Here is a 23557-nt window from a genome sequence, read left to right as displayed (position 1 = left end):
GGCACGCGCGCTCGCCGCGTTGTCGGAGTCATCCAAGTACGTCCGGTCCATCTACGGGGTTGATCCTCCGCCTTGCGATCGCACGCACCAGACGCCGTGGGCCCCGCCCAATGGGCGGACGACGCTACTTCTCAAACACGCCCTGGCCGCGGTGGAGATACGCGCGTTCGACGGTCTGCCGGACACGGTTGCCGGCGGAGTCCTTCGCGGTGACACGCAACGTGACGTACGCGTCGCCCCGTTGCCGCTTCGGCGCCTCGATCTTCGCCGAGAAGGCGCCGGATCCGCGGCTCTTCACCGTGGCACGCTCCCAGCTGTCGCCGTCGTCGTAACTCGCCTCGACATCGAGGCTCACACCGCGCGGCGCGGCCAGTCCGTCCTGGGCGCGGACGGTCAGTCCCACGGAGTGGGACCGGCCGGGGCCGACCGAGTTGCGGACGTCGACGGGTACGTCGTAGTCGAGTTGGAGCAGCGGCAGCGCCGCCGTCCCACCCGCCGCCCCGGAGCGGAACGACCACGACGTCTCGGTCGCCGTCCCGAAGGCCCACTCGGGGGACACCCGTGACGTCGTCAGGTCCAGCCGGTAGTCGGCCGTGCCGGACGGCACGGTGAAGTCCGTCCAGGCGCTTTCGGCCTCGGCGGTCTTCTTCCCGTCGCGGTACAGCACGGCCGCCGCGGTGTCGCCCGGCTGAGCGTTCCGCGCCTGACCGGAGGTGCCGATCCCGCCGCTGTCGGCGGCGAGCCGCGACCAGTGCCCGTCCGTCGAGTCGGTGAACTCCGGGATCCGCAGCGAGAGCACGTTCCCCTCACGGACCGACGGGTTCCTCGTGCCGCGCGGGATGGACGGCCGGACCACCACACCCTGCCACACCTCGGACGTGCGCTCACCCGGCCGGTAGGTGCGGGCCGTGTCCCTCATGCCCACGTTCAGCGGCGTGTCGACATCGAAAGTGGTCTCGTGGTGCACCAGATGCTGCCAGCTGGTGTCGCCCGCACTGACGTACTCGGTGCGTTCGAAGCCGGTGGGCACATGGCGGGTGTACTGAAGCCATGCCGCGTCCTGGTAGGGCCGCCGGGCGAAACGCTGTTCGGCCGCCCACGGTGATCCGCCGTTGTCGGCGTACGAGGTGCGCACGATCGCGCTGTTGCGCTCCGACACCGTGTGCACCACACGTTCCGGAATCCGCTGGGAGGACACCTGCATGACGTCGTAGAGGTACGGGCTGCGCGCGGTGCCGGTGAACCGCACCGACGTGGAGCGCTTGTCGATCCGCTTCAGCAGCTCGGCGCCCACCTTCGCGCCGACCCGTACGGTGGGCAGGGCCCGGCGTTCGCCGTCCGGCCGCCAGCGGGTCCAGGCGATGTCGCTGAAGTGGACGAGCATCAGACCACGGGCACCGGCCGCCGCCGCCTTCTTGGCGAGTTCGCCTTCGTCCTCGCCCTCCTCGTTGGTGACGACGGCGAGTTTGCCCCGTGCTTTCCCGAACTCGGGGTCCTTGGCGTCGCCCGCGTCGACGGCGGTGAGACGCTCGCCCCGCTCGTCGAACAGGGGCGAGGTGGGCATGTAGTAGGCGTTCAGGTCGAGTTCGGTGCCCGGCACCGTCGTTTCCAGCAGAGGCGCGCTGAGTTGCCAGCGGGACGCGAACTCGAACGTGCCGTCCGTGACGGCGGGGGTGGGGCTGACGTACAGGCGTTTGGCGACGTCGAAGTACATCGTGCCCTGGATCAGGCCGTGTCCGTCGATCTTCCGGTACGTCTGGTAGCTGATGATGCCCCGCTGCTCGGCGGGGCGTGGTGTGCGGATGTCGACCAGCGTCGTACGGCGCGCGTCGAGGGTGACGGACATGTCCTTGGTGACCTTCACCTCGGGCACGACGACATGACGCAGTTCCTCTCCGTCACCCGCCTTGTCCAGGGTGGAGTAGTCGAGTTGGTACGTGCCCTCCTCGACCTCGGCCACGGCGGACTCGGTGTCGGTGTACCCCACGAACCCGTTGGCGCCCCAGATCGTCGGCAGCGCCTGGACGCGCTTGCCCTCGTGGTCGTACGTCCTGACGGTCAGCTTGTGGGTGGGGCCCTGCACGACCAGGCTCACCGTGGTGTGGACGGTGGCCGAACCGTCCGACGGCGTCGCCGTCACGTGCCCGTAGTAGTCGCCCTGCGCCGCGCGGACGGGGTCCACGGTGAGGGGCACCTCGGCCGTCGAGCCGGGCCCGACCCGTACGGAGTCGGCGCCCAGGCGCACAGCACCGGCCGCGGGTTCCCGGCCGCCGGTGGTCGCCAGCTTCAGACCGAGCGAGAGCGTGACCTCCTTCTCGGAGGTGTTGGTGTAGCGCAGCGTTCTGGTACGGGTCTCCCCCGTACCGGTCTCGAACGGGCCGAGCGCGACGGTGCCGGTGGCTGTCACCGGACCGAGCGCGGCGGCGGCCAGGTCGATACGGCCACCACCCTGTTCGGTGACCTGCTGGCCGGCGACGGTGCGCGCGGTACTGATCAGCGCGTCCTTGATCCGCGCGGCCGACCACTCGGGATACCGCTGGGCGAGCAGAGCCGCGGCTCCCGCCACATGGGGCGTGGCCATCGACGTCCCCGATGCCGCCACATAGTTCTCGTCCACGGGATCGCCCATGGCGGTGCCCGTGGCGCGGGCCGCCACGATCCCGACGCCGGGGGCCGTCACGTCGGGCTTGACACCGTCGTCCCCCGCCCGGGGACCACGGCTGGAGAACGGGGCCAGCGAATCGTCCCGGTCCACCGCGCCGACCGTGAGCGCGGCATCCGCGGCGCCGGGGGAACCGATCGTCCCCGTTCCGGGGCCGCTGTTGCCCGCGGCCACGACGAACAGCGCGTCACTGCTCTCGCTCAACTCGTTCAGCGCGAGGCTCATGGGGTCGCTGCCGTCGCTCGGAGCGTCCGAGCCCAGGCTCATGTTGACGACATCGGCCCCCTGCGCGGCGGCCCACTCCATCCCCGCGATGACCTGGGACTCGGTTCCGAAACCGTCGTCGCCGAGAACCTTCCCGATCATCAACTCGGCGGCGGGGGCGACTCCTTGACGGGTGCCACCCGACGCCTGGCCGCTGCCGCCGACGATCGAGGCCACATGCGTACCGTGTCCGAACGCGTCGCCCGTTCCGGAGCTGCCGGAGAAGTCCTCGGCCGAGGCTATCCGGCCCGCCAGGTCGGGGTGGGTCTGATCGGCACCGGTGTCCAGGACGGCCACCTTGACGTGCTCACCGCGCAGACCGGACTTCCAGACGTCGGGGGCCCCGATCTGGGCGGTACTGCGGTCCAGGGACGCGCTCACGCGCCCGTCCAGCCACACCCAGGGCGTGGCGGTGACCGCGGCGGCGTTCATCGTCGGCCCGGTGGGCGCGAGTCGCTTCCAGAACGCCCCGAGGTCGTCGGAGGAGACACTGACCGACCGGGCGTCGATGCTGTCCAGGAGCCGGCCGGGAGAACCGTCGTCGGCGAGGGCGGTGAGCCGTCGCACCGCGGAGTCCGCGACCCCGTCGGTGCCCGCCACGATCAGCGGGAGTTCCGCGGTATGGGCCTCGTCGTACCGCTGCGCGACGAGCGCGGTCACGTCGAACAGCTTCTTGTCCAGACGCCCGGCGGAGACCAGCTCCCCGGCGTCGGAGGGCAGGACCGTCAGTCGGCCGTCCTCCTCAAGGGTCCGGAAGATGATGCCCTTACGGCCCTTTCCCGGCTCGACCGAGACGACCCGGCCGTCCTGGCCGCCACCGCTGAGGGTGACCCGGTCGCCGGTGATGAGGCGCACGGAGACACTGCCCGCCCCGGCCCCGCCGCTCGCCGCCGGCTTCTCCCGTACTCCGTTGGTAGTGGCCGACACCGGCGCCACGGCGCCGGCGGCGAGAGTCAGTCCCGCCGATATGGCCGCCACAAGGCGGATCCGTCTCATCTGGTGCCATGCCTTCCGTTGCGCGAAGTGAGGAGTTCACCTGCCGCACAGACTCCTGTGAAGGCGGATTGGTGTCACTGAATTCCGGTGGCACAGGTGGGACATGTCCCAACGGCGACACGCGGCCCTGCCGGGGGCGCCGCGTTTCGGAGAGTTGAGGCGGTCGCGACAGGCCCGGTTCATTCGTCCGCGGCGTCCTCGGCCTCCCAGCGAAGCAGGTCGCCCGGCTGGCACTTGAGCACCTCGCAGAGCGCGGCGAGCGTCGCGAAGCGCACCGCCTTGGCGCGGCCGTTCTTGAGTACCGCCAGGTTGGCGGGCGTGATCCCTACGCGGTCCGCGAGCTCGCCCACGGACATCTTCCGCTTGGCCAGCATCACGTCGATGTCGACGGCGATCGGCATCAGATCACCTCGTTCAACTCGGCCTGCATCTGCGCCGCTTCGACGTCGCGGGCGACGGCCTGGGCGAGCAGCGTCCGCAGCACGAGCACGATGAGCGCGACTCCCAGGATGGCCACGCCGATCCCGCCCATGATGAGGGTGACGCCCGGGTCGTCCCGCTGGCCGGGCGCGTTCAGGGCCGTGACCGTGAACCACACGAGGGCAGCCGCGACGATCGCGCCGATGATGCCATCCACGTACCGGAAGGCGGCGTGGGAGAACACGGTTCCGCGTCGCACCATCGTCACCAGTCGCCATACGCAGACCAGCGCGGCCTGGGCCGTGCCGATGCCCAGGATCGTGATCACGCGCAGCGGGGTCAGTGGGAGCGACCCGTCCTCCGGGTCACTCCCACTGACCAACGCCCACACCATCAATGCCTGCACGAACACGGTGCCGGTGAGCACCACCACGAGCACGGCGCGCAGCGCACGTACTGTCAGCTTTCCCATGACCCATCCTTCCATCGACCTACGATGGAAATCTATCGAATCTCGATAGGTCACGCAAGAGCTGCGCCGGAGAGCGGGCGGTCAGCGCACTCGGCCGCGTGGTTTGAGGGCCGTCGGCGGGAGGTTCGGAGCCGGAAGGCGGGTGCCTGCGTAGCCCTTTACCTCGCCGAAGCGGGACTCGTTCGTCCACGCCTTTCGGGCCTCTTCGATCTCCTCGTGCGAGCGGCCGATGAAGTTCCACCACATGACGATCTCCTCCTCGAAGGGCTCGCCGCCGAGCAGCATCAGGCCCGCCTCGGAGTCGGTGCGGAGGGGAAGTTCCGTGCGACCACAGCCGAGGTAGAGCATCGAGCCCGCCGGGACCGGGACGCCGTCGACCCTCGCCTCGCCCGACATCGCCAGGACCGCGTACTCGAAGTCGGGGTCGAGGGGCAGGCGGGCGTCCGTGCCCGGGGTGAGGGTGAGGTCGGCGCCGACCAGGGGTGTGTACGTCGTGCCCGGGGATGTGGCGCCGTCCAGGGTGCCCAGGATGACCGTGGCCGTCAGGCCCGGGGCCGTGACCACGGGGAGGTCCGCGTGGTGCTGGAAGTGCGGGTCCACGTCGCGGTGGGCGTCCGGGAGGGCGACCCAGAGCTGGGCGCCGTGCAGGAACCGGGCGTGGGAACGGGGGCTCTCCTCGGAGTGGCTGATCGCGTGGCCCGAGGTCATGAGGCCCAGTTCTCGGGGGCGTACCGTCTGGAGGCTGCCCAGGCTGTCGCGGTGCAGGACCTCGCCGTCGTGGAGCCAGCTGACCGTCTGCAACCCCATGTGCGGGTGGGGCGGCACCTGCATGCCGGGCTCGTCGGCGATGTCGTCGGGGCCGTAGTGATCGACGAAGGCCCACGCGCCGACCATGCGGCGCCCGAGGTTGGGCAGCAGCCGGCGTACTTCCGTGGACTCGCCGAGCTTGACGTGTCGGGGGCTGAGGAGTTCGCGCACCGGCTCGGCGACGACGAAGCCACGGCCGCCGCAGACGGAGAGCGTCGCCTGACGATCAAGATTGCTCATGGCGCCCAACCTAATCCCGTCCGGCACCCCAGGGCAGCATCCACGCGATAACGGTCGCGTAGGTAGTGGAATGTTCAACCACCTCATCGTGTTGTGGGGTGGTGTAAGCGATCAGCCGGGCCCCAAGGGAGGGCAAGTGAAGAACACCTACTACGACTTCGGGACCGCCGCGGAGCGCTGGGCACGTGCTCAGCAGTTCTTCGACGCCCAGGAGTACGTCACGGCCGCGGGCATTCTCGAAGGGCTCGTCGCCGAGGCCCCGGAGCAGGTCTCGACCCGGCTGCTCCTCGCCCGTGCGTACTACCACTCCGCCCGGCTCCGGAAGGCCGAGACCGAGCTGCTCGCCGTGCTGGAGCGGGACCCCGTCGAGCAGTACGCGCGCCTCATGCTGGGCCGCACGCTGGAGCGGCAGGGGCGGGACGGCGACGCCGGACCGCATCTGCGGATGGCCGCCGCGCTTGCGGGTGAGTTCGCGTAGACGCGCGACCGGCGCCGCTAGCGGAGGGCGTCCAGCCGTCGTCGCGCCGGGCCCAGTGACCTGCCCCTGGCCGGAATGTCCGACCAGGGGCGGGTGCGCGCCTGCTCCAGTACGTTCGTCACCGTCCAGCGCCGCGCCGTGACCGCCGGATCCGTCAGCTGGTCCCAGCTGATCGGCGTCGCGACCGGAGCGCCTTCCTTCGGGCGTACGGAGAAGGGCGCGACGGCCGTCTGCGCGTACGCGTTGCTCTGGACGTCCAGATAGAGCCGGCCCGCGCGGGCGTCCATGCGCTGCTCGGTCGTCAGCCGGTCCGGATCACGGGCCGCCAGTACGCGCGCCGCGTCCATGGCGAAGGCCCGTACGTCGTCGAACGCCGTACGCCGGTCAAGCCGGACGGTCACATGCAGCCCCTTGGAACCCGTCGTCATCGCCATCGCGGGGAGCCTCAGCTCGTCCAGCAGTTCGCGGAGCAGCAGCGCGGCGGCGCGTACGGGCTCGAAGTCGCCGTCCGCCGGGTCCAGGTCGAAGACCAGCCGGTCCGGGAAGTCGGGGCGGTCCGCCCGTGACAGCCAGCGGTGGAAGGTGATCGTCGCCTGGTCGGCGAGGAACACCAGCGTCGCGGCGTCGTCACACACGGGGTGCGTGACGGTCCCGCCCTTCTTCGGCATCTCGGCCCGCCGCGCCCAGTCGGGATAGTTGCCCGGGATGTTCTTCTGCATGAAGCGCGGCCCTTCGAGACCGTCCGGGTGGCGCTCCAACATCAGTGGTCTGCCCCTGAGTTCGGGCAGCATGTAGCGGGCGACCGAGCGGTAGTGCTCGACGAGGTCCGCCTTCGTGAGGTCGCTCCCCCGGCTGGTGCCGGAGGACCCGGAGGAGCTGGAAGAGCCGGTCGCCGGGAAGAGGACCTTCCGCGGCCGGTGGATCCGCACGGTCCGGCGGCCCGCCCGTACGCTCCCCTCCCCCGCGCTACCGGAGTCCGCACTCATCGCGCTCACGCCTCCTCGGCCACGGCCACCGGACAGGGCCTAGTGGGTACGGGGCCGGCGCCTGCCGCCCGGCCCCGAGGACTGCCTGCCGCGCGGCGCGGGCACCCCGCGTCGTTCGTTGCGGCGCAGCCGGCGGCGTTCCTCCTCGTCCGTACCGCCCCAAACCCCGGACGTACGGCCTGTGTTGAGCGCCCATTCGAGACAACGGCTCTCCACCGGGCAGCCGTGGCACACCGCCTTGGCGCGCTCCACCTGCTCGGCGGCGGGATCGGAATCCCCCACCGGGAAGAACAGTTCGGGATCGGCGCCCGCGCAGGCCGCGTCCCGCAGCCATTCCCACGCCTCGGCGCCGGAGCCTGTCCGGCTCCCGTCCGTCGTTCCCGCCGTTCCCGCCGTTCCCATCGATTCCGTTGTTCCCGTCTGATCGACGTGCGACCGCGCAGTCATTCAGTCCTCTCCCCGCACCACATTCCAGTCCTGATCCACCGTCTCCTGGCGCCCTTGGCCGTCTCTGGCCTCGTATTCACGCGCCGTGACACGCGCCGGCAGGCACGTGCGCAACCGCCCCTCGCGCTTGGGCGATCGGCCGAGTGTCCCTATGAGGCCCCTCGGGCCCTGGTCTCTTTCCATTTCCATGGCCAGCTCCTTCTTTCTGGTTCCTTGGCATTGGCGGGCACGGGCACGTGTCAGAGCGCGTACCCGACGTCTCCCGCCCGACACGGACCACGCGTTACGGGCTGAACTGCGTCAGGCCGAGGCCAGGGACGGCGCGAACGCCGGCGCGAGCGTCACGGCCGGAGTCGGCTCCTTCGCCGCCGCGTCGGTCCCGCCGCCCGGGACGTTCGGCAGGCGCAGGATGTTCTGCGGCGCCTCGACGCTCCTGGTGAACCAGACGACTTTGCCCTCCTCCGTGCCACAGGTGCCCCAGCTGTCGCTGAGTGAGGCGAGCCTGGCCAGTCCGCCGCAGCCGGCCGAAGGAAGTCGGGGCAGCTCAGGACCGTTGTCGGAGACGGCGGCCGTGAGATACCGGCCGGTCCAGCGGAGTTCGACCATGCACTTGTTGTCCTCACCGACATGGCGGTGGACATTGGTCAGCAGTTCGTCGATGCCCGAGCAGACCGGGTCGACGTGCCGGTCGAGATTCCAGTGTCGAAGGTGCGCGGCGACAATGCGCCGGATTTGCGATACGCGCTCCGGAGAGGCGTGCAATTCCACTACGTAGTAACGGCTCAGTGGAATCGTCATGATCGAGGCTCCTCACACAGAGGCCCACGTACTTCACCTCGTTGTTGCAACGACCCCCGAATACGAAGCGTGAGCGTTAGCCACTTCTGGGTCACTGAAAAGATTGACCCGACGGAGCCGAATGCGCAACTTCTCGGATTCCCCGCCGATTGCCGCGGTCGTCCGCGGGCCGTCGTGTTCGTCGGTGGTCCACGAGAAGACACGCAGGTCGGAGCGGGTCCGCGGCCGGTCTGGCCGCCCCCAGGAGGCAGCGAGGGCGGCCGGCCGAAATCGTCTGCACCCGGAAGCCATGTTTACCTCCGGCCCCGAGGTCGTCAGACACGGCGCGTGTCCAGCCGCAGCTGGGCCTCCTGTTCCTGGTCGCCCGCGGCCGTACCCAGCACCTCCACGGCGAACGCCCCGGTCAGCCCCTCCTGGAGCCTCGCGACCGCCCAGTAGCCGCCCTGGATGTCCGCGGTCACCGGCTTGGTCAGCCGGGTCGGGCCGGCCTTCTTCCGTACCTCCGACACGTCGAAGGTCGAGCACCACACCGTCGGGCGGGCACCCGCCACCTCCTCCGGCGTGTCGTCGGGCGCGCGGTCGGAGGCGAAGACGGTGCGCAGCGCGCCGAACACGGCATCCGCGTCCTTCGCCTCGCAGCCGCTGATCTCCACCGTCACCTCTGTGTCGGCGCCGTGTGACGCCTTGGGCTTCTGTGAGCTCTTCACCGTGGGTACCTCCGCTCGGAAGCGCGCGCCGGGCCGGTCAGCCCGACGGCTCGTCGGGGATGTCGGGAAGCTCCGGATCAGGGATCTCCTGGTCGGACTCTTGGTCGGGCTCTTGGTCGGGATCCTCCGGGACGTCTTCCTCGTCGTCCGAGCCGAGGTCGCCCTCCCGGTCGGGATCAGGGCCGGTGCCGGGATCGGGATCGGGTTCGCCGGACGAGCCCAGCCCCTCGACCCGCACGTCCAGCGGGTCCTCTCCGGGCCGGGCGGTCTGGTCGGGCAGGTCCCGCGGGACGGCCGCGCCCTTGCCATCGGACTCGCCCGGATGTCGGTCGTTCACCGTGACTCCCTTCGTCGCCGGGTCTTCGCGCGGTGGTCCCGCGGTCCTCGCCGCGTACCCGCTCGCGGCCGGTGAAACCGGTCGTACGGGCCCCTGGACCCCTGGACCCCTGGACCCCCGGGCCGACGGCCGGTCCGTCAGCGCCCCGTCAAGGTGAAGAGCCCGCCGTCGGGGTCGCGCAGCGTCACCTGCTCCGCCTCCTCGTACGCGGTGGTCTCAGCCATCACCACGGTGCCGCCCATCTCCTCGGCGGTCTCGGCCGCGGTTCTGACCGCCTTCACCCCGTCCACCGGGAACGACACATGCCAGCGCGGGCGCATGTGCGGATCCATCGCCGCCTCGACGCCACCACTGCTTATTCGTGCCACGACATTCCCGGAACCGTGTCCCGTACGGAGCACGACATGGTCCTTCTCGTAGCTGACGTCGATGCCGCCGGGTCCGTCGTCGGCCCAGCGCAGCACCTCGCCGTAGAAGATCGCCGAGGCGATGGCGTCGTACGTGCGCAGTTCCAGCCGGAAGGGCGGTTCGCCGAGCTTGACCGTGGCGTCGGGCAGCGGCTCGCCCTCCCAGAAGCCGAAAACGGCGCCGTCCCGGTCGGCGGCGAGCGCCGCCCGACCCATCTCGAAGGCCAGGGGGCCCACGGCGACCGTGGCGCTGCGCTCCCGGATACGCGACGCCGTCGCGTCCGCGTCGCCCACCACGAAGTACGGCGTCCACGCGACGGCCACCTGAAGGGTGGGGGCGAGCGCGCCGATGCTCGCCACCGGTACGCCGTCGGCCTCGGCCACCACGAACTGGTCACCGAGCTCGGTCGGGCGGAAGGTCCAGCCGAGTACGGCACCGTAGAAGTTCCGCGTGTCGGCGAGGTCGCGGGCCAGCAGGCTCGCCCAGCACGGCGCCCCGAAGACGGGATGCCTCGGTGCCATGGCCACTCACCTCACTCCGGTCGTGCCGGTGGATGCCCCGGTGCTCCCCTCCGCTCCCTGACGACTGTGCCAGCAGAGCACGCGGCCCGCATGTCGCCCGGCCCCCGCGGCCCCAGCCGCCCGGAGGCCCCGGCGATCAGGGGTGACCGGCGACGGCGCCCATCGGGTGGTGGGAGACTGTCCGCCGATCCTTCGAACGGAGCCCCCAGGTGCCCATGATCCGTCGCCTCCGCCGGGCGGTGCGGCGCGTCTACCGCAGCACTGTCGACCTCAGCCACCCGGCCCGGTCGCCGCTCGGCAGCGCCGTCGTGAACTGTGTGGTCTACATCGACGGCATACGGCAGCCGGGCGACTGCCCGGCCGAGGAAGCCGTACGACGGGTCCGCAGATCCGGCAGGGGCTTCGTCTGGATCGGTCTGCACGAGCCGGCCGAATCCGAGTTCAAGGGGCTCGCCGAGTTGTTCGGGCTCCACCCGCTGGCGGTCGACGACGCGGTGCACGCGCATCAGCGGCCGAAGGTGGAGCAGTACGACGACACGTTGTTCGCGGTCTTCAAGACCTGCCGCTATGTCGAGCACGAGATACTCACCGCCACCAGCGAGGTGGTGGACACGGGTGAGCTGATGGTCTTCACCGGACCCGACTTCGTGATCACGATCAGGCATGGCAGGCACGGTTCGCTCGGCCCGCTGCGGGAGCGGCTGGAGGCGGCGCCCGAGCGGCTGGCGATGGGGACGTCGTCCGTGCTGCACGCGATAGCGGACCAGGTGGTGGACGACTGTCTCGTCGTCGCCGACGCCGTCCAGGACGACATAGACCATGTGGAGAGCGCGGTCTTCAACGAATCGGCGGGCCGGGCCGACCGGGGCGAGGCCGGGCGCATCTACCAGCTCAAGCGTGAACTGCTGGAGCTGAAGCGGGCGGTGGCACCGCTGGACCGGCCGCTGGGAATGCTGGCGAACCGGACGATGCCGGGTGTCACTCCCGCCGTACGGCCGTACTTCCGCGACGTCACCGACCATCTGGCCCGGCTCACCGAGCAGATAGCCGCCTTCGACAATCTGCTGGACTCGATCCTCCAGGCCCACCTCGCGCAGGTGACCGTCGCGCAGAACGAGGACATGCGCAAGATCACCGCATGGGCCGCGATCATCGCGGTGCCGACGATGGTGTGCGGGATCTACGGGATGAACTTCGCGCACATGCCGGGTCTGACGTGGACGTACGGCTATCCGGCCGTCGTCGCTCTCATGGCTGCGGCGTGCTACGTCCTCCACCGCAGCTTCCGCCGCAACGGCTGGCTGTAACGCCGGCCGTAGTCCGCGACACCGGCCGCGCTCCGCGTCCGCGACACCGGCCGAACTCCGCGCCGTAGCACCCTGTCGTGACCCCGTCCGTGACGGCCGGACGAAGCACGGACCTTCGTTCGAAAGTATGTGCGACCTTGATTGGGTACGGTGTACGCTGGCCGCTCGTCGCTCGCCGAGAATCACGAGGAGCAGTCCGTGAACATCCCAGCCGCCGACAGTCACCACGTGATCAAGGTCCGCGGGGCCCGCGAGAACAACCTGAGGGAGGTCTCCGTCGACATCCCCAAGCGCCGCCTCACGGTCTTCACCGGCGTCTCGGGATCCGGCAAGTCCTCGCTCGTCTTCGGCACCATCGCCGCCGAGTCCCAGCGCCTGATCAACGAGACGTACACGGCGTTCATCCAGTCGTTCATGCCGAGCATGGGCAGACCCGACGTCGACTCACTGCACAATCTGAGCGCCGCGATCGTCGTCGACCAGGAGCGAATGGGCGCCAACTCCCGTTCCACGGTGGGCACGGCGACAGACGCGTACACCATGCTGCGGATCATCTTCAGCCGGCTCGGCACCCCGCACATCGGGACGTCAACCGCCTTCAGCTTCAACGCCGCCGAGGGCATGTGCGCCGAGTGCGAGGGGATCGGTCAGGTGTCGAAGATAGACATCGACCAGCTCGTGAACCGCGAACTCTCCCTGAACGAGGGCGCGATCACCGTCCCCGGCTTCCAAGTGGACGCCTGGTACTGGCAGATCATGGTGGCCTCGGGCTTCTACGACCCGGACAAAAAGCTCAAGGACTTCTCACCCGATGAGTGGGAGGTCTTCCTCCACAAGAGCGCGACCAAGGTCAAGGTCGGCTCCGGCAACATGACGTACGAGGGCCTCATTACCAAGCTCAACCGCACGATCCTGGTCAAGGACCGGGACTCCATGCAGTCCCATGTCCGGGCCTTCGTGGACCGGGCCGTCGTCTTCGCCGAGTGCCCGTCCTGCGGTGGCAGCCGGCTGAGCACCGCCGCGCTGTCCTCGAAGATCGACGGCGTGAACATCGCGGAGTGTTCGGCGATGCAGATCAGCGACCTGGCCGAGTACATCCGGAAGTTGGACGATCCGGGCGTGGCGCCGCTCCTCGGCAATCTGCGGGACCTGCTGGAGTCGCTGGTGGAGATCGGGCTCGGATATCTGAGCCTGGACCGCGTCTCGTCCTCCCTCTCCGGCGGTGAGGCGCAGCGCGTGAAGATGGTGCGGCATCTGGGCTCCAGCCTCACCGACGCCACGTACATCTTCGACGAGCCCACGATCGGGCTGCACCCGCACGACATCCGGCGGATGAACGACCTGCTGCTGCGGCTGCGGGACAAGGGCAACACCGTGCTGGTCGTCGAGCACAAGCCCGAGGTCATCGCGATGGCCGACCATGTGGTGGATCTCGGGCCCGGCGCCGGTACGGCGGGCGGGCGGATCTGCTACACCGGCGACGTGGCGGGGCTGCGAGCCTCGGACACGCTCACCGGACGGCACCTCGAACACCGGGCGCGGCTACGGGAGTCGGTGCGCGAGCCGAACGGGCGGCTGTCCATCGAGGGCGCCGATCTGCACAACCTGAAGAACGTGAGCGTCGACATCCCGACCGGTGTGCTGAGTGTGATCACCGGGGTCGCGGGGTCGGGGAAGTCCTCGCTGATCCATGGCTATCTCTCCCACAGGGACGGCGTGGTGGTGGCCGACCAGTCGCCGATCCGGGGGTCCCGGCGGAGCAACCCGGCGACGTACACGGGGCTGTTGAGCCCGATCCGGACGGCGTTCGCCAAGGCCAACGGGGTCAAGGCGGCGCTGTTCAGCGCGAATTCGGAGGGTGCCTGCCCCAACTGCAACGGTCTGGGGCTCGTCTACACCGACCTCGCGATGATGGCGGGCGTCGCATCGGTCTGTGAGGAGTGCGAGGGCAAGCGGTTCACGCCCGAGGTGCTGACGTACCGGCTGAACGGCAAGAACATCAGCGAGGTGCTCTCCATGTCGGTCGCGGAGGCGCACGACTACTTCCCCTCCGGGCAGGCGCACGCGATCCTCGGCCGGCTCACGGATGTGGGGCTGAGTTATCTGCGGCTCGGCCAGCCGCTGAACACCCTGTCGGGCGGGGAGCGGCAGCGGTTGAAGCTGGCGATCCAGATGGCGGAGAAGTCGTCCGTCTACATCCTGGACGAGCCGACGACCGGGCTGCACATGGCGGACGTGGACAAGCTGCTCGCGCTGCTCGACCGGCTGGTGGACGCGGGCAACACGGTGATCGTGATCGAGCACCACCAGGCGGTGATGGCCCACGCGGACTGGCTGGTCGACCTGGGGCCCGGCGGCGGGCACGACGGCGGGCAGATCGTCTTCACGGGTACGCCGGCCGATCTGGTGGCGCACGCGGACACGCTCACGGCGCGGCATCTGCGGGAGTACGTCGGTACGAAGCCGTAAGCCCGGTAGGCGGTCCGGAGGCCGTACTGGTGGAGTGGAGCCCGGCGGATCGGCGGTACAGCCGCGTAAATCCGCTGGGCTCGCGCTCCGTCCCACCGGCACAATCACGGTCATGTCACTCACCGTCGACCGTCTGCTTGTCGCGCTCGAACCGCTGTCGTACCCGGAGCGCCTCAAGCACCTTGCGCGCCATGTCCGTTCGCTGGCCTCGCTCGACGAACTGTCGTCCCTGGTCGAGGAGTTGGCGAATCGTGACAGGTACGAGCGACGGCTCGCGGCGTTCGCCGCGCTGGTCGGCCGGCACCTGGACTTCCTGGCCCCGCGGCTGACGGACCCGGACCCGGTGGTACGGGCGTACGCGCTGCGCGCCGCCCGCACCCTTCCGCTCCCGGACGCGGCGATCGAGACGGCGTACGAGGACGCTTCGGCGGACACGCGCCAGCGGCTCGGCGAGGTGATACTCGCGAGCAGGCGTACGGCGCTGGCGGAGCGCCTGGTGCCGAGGCTGCGCACGCGGTGGGGTGACTACGCGGCGGCGAAGCTACTGCCCGTCTGTTCCCCGGAGTTCGTGGCGGCGGCGCTGCCCGGACTCTCGTACGCCGTCGAGTCCTGGACCAGGCTCGGCGTCAACTTCCCGGACCAGGTGCTCGACCACGCCGAGCGGGAGATCGCGGACCTCCCGCTCCCGGAGCGCAACGCCGCCTGGCACCGGTACGCCGACGGCATGGTAGCGACCCTGACCAGTCACCCCGGGCGGGTGCTGTCGCTGCTTGAGCGGCACGGCCCCGACACGCTTCCGGCGGCGCTGCTCCAGAGGCTGAACGAGTTGGTGGCCTTCGACGCGGACCGCGCCGTACGGCTGCTGATCCCGAGGGACCGGAGCGGACGATCGTACGCGCCGTTCCCGTCGGCGTCCGTCCTGCGGCGGATCGTCCAGGCCGACCCTCCCTCGCTGCCCGCTCTCGGACGCTACTGGGCCGACCGGTACCCCGGCTTCTTCGCCAAGCTGCTCAAGGCGCTGCCGCCGCACCGACGCAGCGAGTTCTTCGACCTGGCGACCGCGAATGTCGAGGCGGACGCGGATGTCGTACTGCCGGTCCTCACCCTGCTGCCGCGCGAGCGCCGGTGGGCGGAGGCCCGGCGGTGGGCGGCCCGGCGCCGCGAGACGGGGAGGTCCTGGTACGAGGTCCTGGAGCTGGTCGCGTACGGCCCGGTCGCCGAGGCACGTCCCGAACTCCTCGCGGTCACCCGCCGTCCGGACGCGGGCGACCGCGCCCTCGCCTGGCCGCTGCTGATCGCCAACGCCGCGCACTCCCGCGACCCTGACGCCGTGCACGAGACGCTGAAGGAGCTGCTGCGGCTGCGCAACGAACAGGACCCGGTGCGCTGCGCCGCGCTCGGCGCGCTCGCGAATGTGCGCTCCGATCTGTTCACGGCCGAGGACACGGGAACGCTGGACCGCGTCCTGCTGGACGCCCTGGAGGCACGGGACATCTCCTACGGCACCCGGGGTGCCCTGCGGACGCTGGCGGTCGACCTGCTGCGCGAGAACGCGGGGCGCGGTGAACAGGCCCTGGTGGTCTGGTCGTTGGGCGCGCTGGAACGGATCGCCTCCCATGTCGGCGTGGGCCACCTCGGCCCGCTCGACCGGACCCTGCGGCGCGGCCAGGAGCACCAGGTGCTCGACGCGCTGCGTCCATGGCTGGACGCGGCGATGGACAAGGCCGACTACCGGCTGCTGTTCACGCTGACCAGCTCGCTCGGCAGGCGGGCGCACCGGATGCCCGTGCTCCAGGGAATGCTCGAAGAGGCACTGGAGTTCGGCGACAACAACGCCTTTGAGACGGCGGCGAGTTACTGGCTCGAACCGCAGCGGACCCGGGACGAGCGGGTGGCCAGGATTCTGGGGCTGGAGCCGTCGGCGGCCGTACTCGCCCCGGTCGAAAGGGTTCTGACGGAGCGTCGGACCGATTTGCTGGACGTGCTGCTCGACGGGCCGCCGCCGTACGGTCGTTTCCTCCGGCGCGGTGCGCGCCGGCCGCTGCCCGATCTCCGGTACGCCGACCGCTGGTTGCCGCGTCAGCAGGAGGCGGCGGGCGCCATGGCCGCCGCTGTGGCCGGTGACACGTCGATGCCGCTCCACCCGCGCGCCGTCGCGATCCGGGCCGCCGCTTCGGTCCCGGAGCACGGGCGGGCGCTCGCCCTGCGGTATGCCGACTCCCCGGACGTGGTACTGGCCGAGGCAGCGCTCGCCGCGCTGGTGTGGGCGGACGATCCGCAGGACGCACTGCCTGTGCTGCTGGCCCACGCCGGGGACGACCGCGCGCGGGTGGCGGTGCACGCCGCGTCCCGGGCCGCGCGTTTCGTCGCGCCGTCCCAACTCGCCGAGCGGCTGGGGGCGTTGCTCACCGCCGAGGAGGGCGTGAAGGTGACGGGCCGGAAGGAGGCGGTACGGCTGGCGGCCACCCATCTGCCGCTCCCCCGGGCGGCGGCGCTGCTCTCGGCGGCCTTCCACGCGCCACCCGGGCACCCCGACGTACAGGCGGCGGTCGTGGCCTTCGCGACCGGCCTCCTCTCCGAGGAGGAGACGTGGTCGGTCCTCACGGCGGCAACGCGAGGGGAACCGCGGGTACTTCAGGCGGTCGTACGGACCTCTGCCTGGTCCCTGCCGGAGGTCCACCGCCCCCGGTACGCCCGCCTGGTGGGCGAGGTCTGCCGGGCGGCGGACATGGATGCGGCGACGGCCGGACTGCGGGTGCTCCCCCAGTGGGCGCGGTACGCCCCCGACGCGGTGGAGGGACTGTCCGAGCGGGTGACCGACCTCGGCGAGGGGGAAGGGCCGCGTGCCGTCTGGCGGTTGGCCACGACGACGATCGTCCAGCTGGCCGTCTCCGGCCTGCCGCATCCGGTGGGCGGCGCGGCGCCGGGAAGCCTGCTGCACGGCACGCTGGCGGCGCTGCTCCCGGCGATAGCCGCCGGTGAACCCGGCACCCCGCCGGACCGGGACCTGCCGTCCCGCCAGCGGGTACGCGCGCTGCTGTACGCGCTACCCGACCGGCCGACTCCCGACACCCGTCCGGTACTTGAGGCCGTGACGGCACAGCTCGCCGCGGAGCCGTCTCTGGCCGGATCCCGCGCGGCCCTGCTCTGCGCCCTCCTTGACATGGACGCGGACCTGCCTGAACTCACTGCGCGACTCCGGGACTTGGCAGCCAACGCGACCAGTCGCCCTGCTCTGGCGGTGTCGACGGCGGAACGCGTACGCAGCCGACTCTCCCACGGCGCCCCGCCGTCGAACCCCACGGCGCTCCTGACAACGGCCACCCACCTGACGGCCACGGACACCCCGTCCACCGGCCTCCTGGCGGTCGCCCTGGTCTCCGCCCTGGGCGACCGCCTGGGCTGGCCCGACGACTGGCGCCGAGCCCTCTACACGCTACGCACCCACCCGTCGACGGACGTCAGGGACGCGGCGCTGGGGGTGGTGATCCGGACGGAGTGACGGAGTGACGGAACGCTAGCCCCGGTACGTCTCCAGCAACCGCAGCCAGATCTCGCTGATCGTCGGGTAGGACGGGACCGCGTGCCACAGGCGGTTGATCGGGACCTCGCCGGCGACCGCGATCGTCGCCGAGTGGAGCAGTTCGCCGACCCCGGGGCCCACGAAGGTCACGCCCCGCAGGGTCTCGGTGTCCAGGTCCACGATCATCCGGGCGCGGCCGCGGTAGCCGTCCGCGTACAGGCTGGCGCCTGCGACGTTCTCGATCGCGTAGTCGACCGCGCGGACCCGGTGGCCCGCGTCCTCGGCCTCCTTGAGGGTGAGGCCGACAGCGGCGACCTCCGGGTCCGTGAAGACGACCTGGGGGACCGCGTCGTGGTCGGCCGTCGCCGCGTGGGCGCCCCAGCGGTCGGTCTCCAGCAGGGGCACCTGCCGCGCCCTGGCGCCGATCGCGGCGCCCGCGATGCGGGCCTGGTACTTGCCCTGGTGGGTGAGGAGCGCGCGGTGGTTGACGTCGCCGACCGCGTAGAGCCAGTCGCTGTTCTCCACCCGGCAGCTGTCGTCCACGGGCAGCCAGGAGCCCGGCTTCAGGCCGATGGAGTCGAGGCCGATGTCCTGGGTGTGCGGAGCCCGGCCGGTCGCGAAGAGGATCTCGTCCGCCTCGATCCGCTCGCCGTTGTCGAGGACCAGCGTGACCGGCCCCGTACCGCCGTCGCGCTCGACCGAGGCGACGGAGACGCCCGTACGTACGGAGGCGCCCGCTTCCGTCAGGGAGTCGGCGACCAGTTCGCCGACGAAGGGCTCCATGCGCGGCAGCAGTCCGTCGCCCCGTACGAGCACCGTGACGGCCGAGCCGAATCCCTGGTAGGCCGTGGCCATCTCGACGCCGACCACTCCCCCGCCCACGACCACCAGCCGGCCGGGCACGGTCGAGGAGCTGGTCGCCTCACGGCTTGTCCACGGCTTGGCGCCCGCCAGGCCCGGCAGGTCGGGGACGACGGCTGTCGTGCCGGTGCAGACGGCCACCGCGTGGCGGGCGACGAGGACCTGCTCGCCGCCCCGCGGGTCGGTGACGGTCACCCGCTTCTTGCCGTCGAGCCGGCCGTGGCCCCGGTAGAGGGCGGCGCCGATCGAGTCGACCCAGCCGACCTGGCCGTCGTCCTTCCAGTTCGAGGTGAAGGAGTCGCGGCGCGCGAAGACGGCCGGTACGTCGAGCGGGCCCTGCGCGGACCCGCTCAGCCCCGGGACGCGGCGCGCTTCCGCACGGGCGATCACCGGTCGCAGCAGGGCCTTGCTCGGCATGCACGCCCAGTAGGAGCATTCGCCGCCGACCAGTTCCCGCTCGACGATCGCGGCGCTCAGCCCGGCCGCCCTGACACGGTCGGCGACGTTCTCCCCGACCGGTCCCGCGCCCAGCACCACCACGTCATATTCAGTAGCTTCCGTCATGGGAACAGTCTGATGCGGCGTCCCCCGCATGGCTACACGATCTTCGGGAATGGGCGAGGAATACGGCGGTGGTACGCACCGTTGTCCAGGCGGCTTCATCCGGAAAGAACAGGAAGAGGTAACAGGCATGGCCACTGTGGAACTCACCAAGGAGAACTTCGACCGGACGGTGTCGGAGAACGACTTCATTCTGATCGACTTCTGGGCTTCGTGGTGCGGTCCCTGCCGTCAGTTCGCCCCGGTGTACGAGCAGGCGTCCGAGCGGCACGACGACCTGGTCTTCGCCAAGGTCGACACCGAGGCGCAGCAGGAGCTCGCGGCGGCGTTCGAGATCCGCTCGATCCCGACGCTGATGATCGTCAGGGACAACGTGGCTGTCTTCGCCCAGCCCGGCGCGCTGCCCGAGACGGCCCTGGAGGACGTGATCGGGCAGGCACGCGCGCTCGACATGGACGAGGTCCGCAAGTCGGTCGCGGAGGCCGAGGCCGCCGCGAAGGCCGATGGCCGGGCTCCGGGCGAAGGGACGACCGGCGCGTAAGAGGGCTCGTCAGCGTTCCAGTACGAGGGCGAGTCCCTGGCCCACACCGATACAGAGCGCGGCGAGACCGGTTCCCGAGCCCGCCGCCGCGAGCTGATGGGCGACGGACCCCGCGAGGCGCGCGCCGGAGGCACCCAACGGGTGGCCGATGGCGATCGCGCCCCCGCGCGGGTTCACGACGGCGGGGTCCAGCTCGGGCCATTCGGCGAGGCAGCCCAGCGACTGGGCGGCGAACGCCTCGTTGAGTTCGAACGTGGTGAGGTCGGCGAAGTCCCGGCCCGCCTTGGCCAGCGCCCGGCGTACCGCCTCGACCGGGCCGAGGCCGAAGAGCTGCGGCTCGATGCCGGTGACGGCGGAGGTCCTGATCCGGGCGAGGGGTTCACGGCCCGTGGCCCGCAGGCCCGCCTCGTCCACGACGAGCAGGGCCGCGGCGCCGTCGTTCAGCGGTGAGGCGTTGCCCGCCGTGACCGTCCCCGCGCCCTCCTTACGGAAGCTGGGCCGGAGCTTGCCCAGTGCTTCCAGCGACGTGTTGTCGCGGACGCATTCGTCGCGTACGAGTTCCACCCCCGCGTACGGCACGACCTCGGCGTCGTACAGACCCTCGCTCCACGCCCGCGCGGCCTTGCGGTGGCTCTCCAGCGCGAACGCGTCCTGCGCGTCGCGGGTGATCGCGTGCTTGTCGGCGATCTGCTCGGCGCCCTCGCCGAGCGGGACCGTCCACTCGGCGGGCATCCCGGGGTTCGTCATGCGCCAGCCGAGCGTTGTCGAGTACATCTGCTGGTGCCCGGCGGGAAAGGCCCGCTCGGGCTTCTGGAGCACCCACGGGGCACGGGACATGGACTCGACGCCGCCCGCGACGACGATCGACGCGTCGCCGAGCGCGACGGCGCGCGCCGCCTGGATGACCGCTTCGAGCCCCGAGCCGCAGAGCCGGTTGACGGTGACGCCGGGAACGGACACGGGCAGCCCCGCGAGCAGGGCGGCCATGCGCGCGACGTCGCGGTTGTCCTCGCCGGCGCCGTTCGCCGCGCCGAGTACGACGTCGTCGATCCTGGCCGGGTCGAGTTCGGGCGTACGGTCCACGAGCGCCCGAACAACGTGGGCGGCGAGGTCGTCCGGTCGTACGGAGGAGAGCGCGCCGCCGAACTTGCCGATCGGTGTGCGGACGGCGTCGACGACGTAGACGTCACGGATGGTCATCGGATCGCTCATCGGCTCTCTCCCCATTGAGTCCACTGGGTCAGCTGTTCACGGACGCACTCTTTCATGGGAGGTACATGTAAGCCGAGGGGAAGAGGAGAGTCCCGGACGGCCGGTCAGCTCGTCCGGGGCTCCGCCGCGCCGGGCGCGTCCGGCCTGTCGGGGGTGTCGACGACGCGTGCCGTCAGGCCGTAGTCGACCTCGAAGCCGTCGATCAGCAGCCCTTCGACCGTGCGCGTCTCCGGGTCGATGTCCGCGACCATGCCGCCGCCCTCGTAGCGCGGATAACCGGACTCGCCCGTCTCTCCGGTCAGCTCGACCACGGCGGACCGCAGTGCGGTCGCCGCGTCCGGCGGACCTTCGCCGTCGTCGGTGTGCTCCGGTACCAGCACGATCTCGAAACGCCGCGGGAACGGGTGCCAGGCAGTGCTCATGCTGGTGACGCTAGACAACGGGCGGGCGGCCCGCATGTCGTCCGGCGGGAGGGGGTGGCGGCGGTACGGCGACGGCGTCAGGCTGCTCTCAGGCCGGCTCTCAGGTCGACTCGCGCCGTACGGCCAGCGCCCCCATCAGGTCGTGCCGCTCCGGCTCACCGCCGGGATCGCGCACCACCCGGTCGACGAGGGCCGCCAGCCGCTGCCCGGTGACGAGGTCGATCCGTACGGTGGAGAGCCTGGGCCTCAGCAGCTTGCCGAGCAGCAGGTCGTCGGCGCCGAGCACCGCCACGTCGCCGGGTATGCGGACACCCGCGTCCTGGAGGGCCCTCATCAGGAGCATCGCGTACTCGTCGTTGTAGGCGTAGACCGCGTCGAGGCCGAGGCCCTCCCAGCGGGCGGCGAGAGCGGCGGCCGACTCCTCCGTGTACGAGAGCGGTACCGGCTCGACGCGGGCGCCCGTGGGCGACGCCGCTGCCGCCGCCCGCGCGCCCGCGAGCCGCGGCTCCGAGAAGAGCTCCAGGCCCGGCTCCCCGGGCATCACGACGCCGATCCGGCGGCGGCCACGCTCCAGCAGATGGCCGACCGCGCAACTGCCGATCTCACGCTGGTCCATGACGAGGGCGTGCGCACCCTCGACGCGTCGGGGCCCGAGTGTGATGACGGCCTTCGCGCCGGAGCGCTTGAGTATCTCCACCCCGTGCGGGGTGAGGGCGATCTCGCCGAGGGAGACGACAGCGACCGGGCGGAGTTCGGCCCAGGCGCGCGCGGCCTCGTCGCCATCGAGGCCGAGGCTGCCGTACTGGACGACGGTGTAGTCCAACCGCCGGAGCGCCCACTGGAGTTCGCTGAGGAAGCGGCTGTGAAGGGGGCCGATGGGGACGTTCGCGGTGGGGAGCAGGACAATCCTGGTGTGTCCCGCGCGGAGGCTGCGCGCGGCGGCGTGGGGGATGTACGCCAGTTCTTCGGCGGCTTCGCGGACCTTGCGGCGGGTGGGCTCGCTGATCCGTACGGCGGAGGTGTTGTTGAGTACGTACGAGACGGTGGCCCTGGAGACTCCGGCCAGCCGGGCGACGTCGGCGCTGGTGGGGACGGTGCGCTCGGCGGGGCGGCCCACGAGGCGTTCGGCACGGCTTTCGGGCGGCCGCGGAGGGGGCGGCGAGGGCGGGGCGGGTCTTGGGGACGGTGGTGTGGAGGACTGTTCAGGTAACTGGCTCATCGCCCCCCGCATCCTTCCAGACGGATCGCCGTTGGGATCCGCCGCCCGGGGTCCTCCGCACGAGTTCAGATCATCCACCCGGCCAACCACCCCACGGGAAAGGCGCTTTCGAGCGCGTCCACGTACGAAAGGGACCGCCTTGCGACTGCACACCCACACCTGGGGCGAGGGCGACCGGGTCGCGCTCCTGCTCCACGGCATCATGGCCGACCACCGGACCTGGCGCCGGGTGGGGCCCGAACTGGCCGCGCGCGGACTGCGCGTGGTCGCCGTCGATCTGCGCGGCCACGGCGCCAGCGGCCAAGGTCCTTACGCGCCGGAGGACTTCGCGGACGACCTCGTGGAAACTCTGCCCGCCGGGGCGGAGTTGGCGATCGGGCACTCCCTCGGGGGCATGGCACTCGCACTCTGTGTGGAACGGCTCGCCCCGCGCCGGGCGGTCTACTGCGATCCGGCCTGGCATCTGCCGGGCCCGGAGGCGGGTGCCACCGAGAGCGCGGGGCCCGCGCGGCTGGCGGCGGCCAAGACCCTTTCGCGCGAGGAGATAGCCACGCTCAATCCCCGCTGGGAGGAGGCGGACGTGGACCTGGAGGTGGCGAGCCTCGCCCGGTGGGACGAGCGGACGGCGTACGGCATCGCGCCCGCGTTCGGCGCGGATCTGCGGCCTGCCCGACCGGTGGTGCCCTCGCTGGTGACGATCGCCGATCCGAGCCCCATGGTCCCGCCCGAGGACGCGGCGGAGTTGCGGTCGCGCGGCTTCGAGGTCCGGACGGTCGAGGGCGCGGGGCACACGGCTCACCGCGACGACTTCGACGCGTTCATGGCTTCCCTGAAGGGGTGGATCTGAGCGCGGAGGGCCCGGACGACGGGACCCGGGCGCGGGCCGTGGGCGCGGGGGC

At 71.0% G+C, this 23557-nt stretch carries 20 protein-coding genes; 6 read left to right on the top strand and 14 right to left on the bottom strand.

The features are described 5' to 3' along the window. Nucleotides 1–124: 124 nt before the first annotated feature. The 4 genes from ACFWV8_RS03475 to ACFWV8_RS03460 form a co-directional block, all read right to left on the bottom strand. Nucleotides 125–3922 (bottom strand): S8 family serine peptidase, encoded by a 3798-nt coding sequence (locus ACFWV8_RS03475; protein WP_384197578.1) that lies wholly within the window; start codon nt 3920–3922, stop codon nt 125–127. Nucleotides 3923–4101: 179 nt separating this feature from the next. Continuing rightward, the gene (locus tag ACFWV8_RS03470) at nt 4102–4323 is read right to left on the bottom strand and encodes a helix-turn-helix domain-containing protein (RefSeq protein WP_384197576.1); all 222 of its coding nucleotides are present in this window, start codon (nt 4321–4323) and stop codon (nt 4102–4104) included. Then, nucleotides 4323–4814 carry a DUF2975 domain-containing protein gene (locus ACFWV8_RS03465; RefSeq protein ID WP_384197574.1) on the bottom strand — a complete coding sequence of 164 codons (492 nt, stop codon included), beginning with the start codon at nt 4812–4814 and terminating at the stop codon, nt 4323–4325. The genes ACFWV8_RS03470 and ACFWV8_RS03465 overlap by 1 nt, the downstream gene beginning before the upstream one ends. Nucleotides 4815–4895: 81 nt before the next feature. Beyond that, complete coding sequence (locus tag ACFWV8_RS03460) at nt 4896–5861, bottom strand: pirin family protein (RefSeq protein ID WP_384197572.1); 966 nt, start codon at nt 5859–5861, stop codon at nt 4896–4898. 136 nt (nt 5862–5997) lie between these two features. Between ACFWV8_RS03460 and ACFWV8_RS03455 the strand changes: the two genes are divergently transcribed. Continuing rightward, nucleotides 5998–6339, top strand: coding sequence for a tetratricopeptide repeat protein (locus ACFWV8_RS03455; RefSeq protein ID WP_329378185.1), 342 nt, complete (start codon nt 5998–6000; stop codon nt 6337–6339). Between the two features lie 17 nt (nt 6340–6356). On the opposite strand, the gene ligD is transcribed toward ACFWV8_RS03455, so the two are convergent. The 6 genes from ligD to ACFWV8_RS03425 form a co-directional block, all read right to left on the bottom strand. Then, the gene (gene ligD / locus ACFWV8_RS03450) at nt 6357–7325 is read right to left on the bottom strand and encodes a non-homologous end-joining DNA ligase (RefSeq protein ID WP_384197571.1); all 969 of its coding nucleotides are present in this window, start codon (nt 7323–7325) and stop codon (nt 6357–6359) included. A 39-nt stretch (nt 7326–7364) separates the two neighbouring features. Beyond that, nucleotides 7365–7727 carry a WhiB family transcriptional regulator gene (locus tag ACFWV8_RS03445; RefSeq protein WP_384197569.1) on the bottom strand — a complete coding sequence of 121 codons (363 nt, stop codon included), beginning with the start codon at nt 7725–7727 and terminating at the stop codon, nt 7365–7367. 345 nt (nt 7728–8072) lie between these two features. Further along, the gene (locus tag ACFWV8_RS03440) at nt 8073–8570 is read right to left on the bottom strand and encodes an ATP-binding protein (RefSeq protein ID WP_384197567.1); all 498 of its coding nucleotides are present in this window, start codon (nt 8568–8570) and stop codon (nt 8073–8075) included. A 314-nt stretch (nt 8571–8884) separates the two neighbouring features. Beyond that, complete coding sequence (locus tag ACFWV8_RS03435; protein WP_384197566.1) at nt 8885–9277, bottom strand: hypothetical protein; 393 nt, start codon at nt 9275–9277, stop codon at nt 8885–8887. 37 nt (nt 9278–9314) lie between these two features. Beyond that, complete coding sequence (locus ACFWV8_RS03430) at nt 9315–9614, bottom strand: hypothetical protein (RefSeq protein ID WP_384197564.1); 300 nt, start codon at nt 9612–9614, stop codon at nt 9315–9317. A gap of 137 nt (nt 9615–9751) precedes the next feature. Beyond that, nucleotides 9752–10543, bottom strand: a complete 792-nt coding sequence (locus ACFWV8_RS03425; protein ID WP_384197562.1) for a VOC family protein — start codon at nt 10541–10543, stop codon at nt 9752–9754. 215 nt (nt 10544–10758) lie between these two features. On the opposite strand from ACFWV8_RS03425, the gene ACFWV8_RS03420 reads away from it, so the two are divergent. The 3 genes from ACFWV8_RS03420 to ACFWV8_RS03410 all read left to right on the top strand — a co-directional run bounded on the left by ACFWV8_RS03420 (nt 10759) and on the right by ACFWV8_RS03410 (nt 17821). Next, nucleotides 10759–11850, top strand: a complete 1092-nt coding sequence (locus tag ACFWV8_RS03420) for a magnesium and cobalt transport protein CorA (protein WP_384197561.1) — start codon at nt 10759–10761, stop codon at nt 11848–11850. 198 nt (nt 11851–12048) lie between these two features. Then, a complete protein-coding gene (locus tag ACFWV8_RS03415) occupies nt 12049–14319 on the top strand; it encodes an ATP-binding cassette domain-containing protein (protein WP_384197559.1) in 2271 nt (756 codons plus the stop codon). A gap of 112 nt (nt 14320–14431) precedes the next feature. Continuing rightward, nucleotides 14432–17821 carry a hypothetical protein gene (locus ACFWV8_RS03410; protein WP_384197557.1) on the top strand — a complete coding sequence of 1130 codons (3390 nt, stop codon included), beginning with the start codon at nt 14432–14434 and terminating at the stop codon, nt 17819–17821. A gap of 15 nt (nt 17822–17836) precedes the next feature. Here the strand turns inward: ACFWV8_RS03410 and ACFWV8_RS03405 are convergent, their stop codons facing one another. Then, nucleotides 17837–19267, bottom strand: a complete 1431-nt coding sequence (locus ACFWV8_RS03405; protein WP_384197555.1) for a dihydrolipoyl dehydrogenase family protein — start codon at nt 19265–19267, stop codon at nt 17837–17839. A 127-nt stretch (nt 19268–19394) separates the two neighbouring features. On the opposite strand from ACFWV8_RS03405, the gene trxA reads away from it, so the two are divergent. Next, on the top strand, nt 19395–19805 hold the full coding sequence (trxA, locus tag ACFWV8_RS03400; protein WP_329378205.1) for a thioredoxin: 411 nt from the start codon (nt 19395–19397) through the stop codon (nt 19803–19805). Between the two features lie 9 nt (nt 19806–19814). Here trxA and ACFWV8_RS03395 read toward each other — a convergent pair whose 3' ends face one another. The 3 genes from ACFWV8_RS03395 to ACFWV8_RS03385 all read right to left on the bottom strand — a co-directional run bounded on the left by ACFWV8_RS03395 (nt 19815) and on the right by ACFWV8_RS03385 (nt 22658). Next, complete coding sequence (locus ACFWV8_RS03395; protein ID WP_384197800.1) at nt 19815–21005, bottom strand: thiolase family protein; 1191 nt, start codon at nt 21003–21005, stop codon at nt 19815–19817. A gap of 116 nt (nt 21006–21121) precedes the next feature. Then, the gene (locus ACFWV8_RS03390; protein WP_384197552.1) at nt 21122–21439 is read right to left on the bottom strand and encodes a hypothetical protein; all 318 of its coding nucleotides are present in this window, start codon (nt 21437–21439) and stop codon (nt 21122–21124) included. A gap of 100 nt (nt 21440–21539) precedes the next feature. Beyond that, complete coding sequence (locus tag ACFWV8_RS03385) at nt 21540–22658, bottom strand: LacI family DNA-binding transcriptional regulator (protein ID WP_384197550.1); 1119 nt, start codon at nt 22656–22658, stop codon at nt 21540–21542. 139 nt (nt 22659–22797) lie between these two features. Between ACFWV8_RS03385 and ACFWV8_RS03380 the strand changes: the two genes are divergently transcribed. After that, nucleotides 22798–23505 carry an alpha/beta fold hydrolase gene (locus tag ACFWV8_RS03380; protein ID WP_384197548.1) on the top strand — a complete coding sequence of 236 codons (708 nt, stop codon included), beginning with the start codon at nt 22798–22800 and terminating at the stop codon, nt 23503–23505. Nucleotides 23506–23557 lie beyond the last annotated feature (52 nt).

This window comes from Streptomyces sp. NPDC058665 (genome assembly GCF_042714995.1).
Classification (GTDB): Bacteria; Actinomycetota; Actinomycetes; order Streptomycetales; family Streptomycetaceae; genus Streptomyces.
This window is presented reverse-complemented; position numbering and strand designations above follow the sequence as displayed.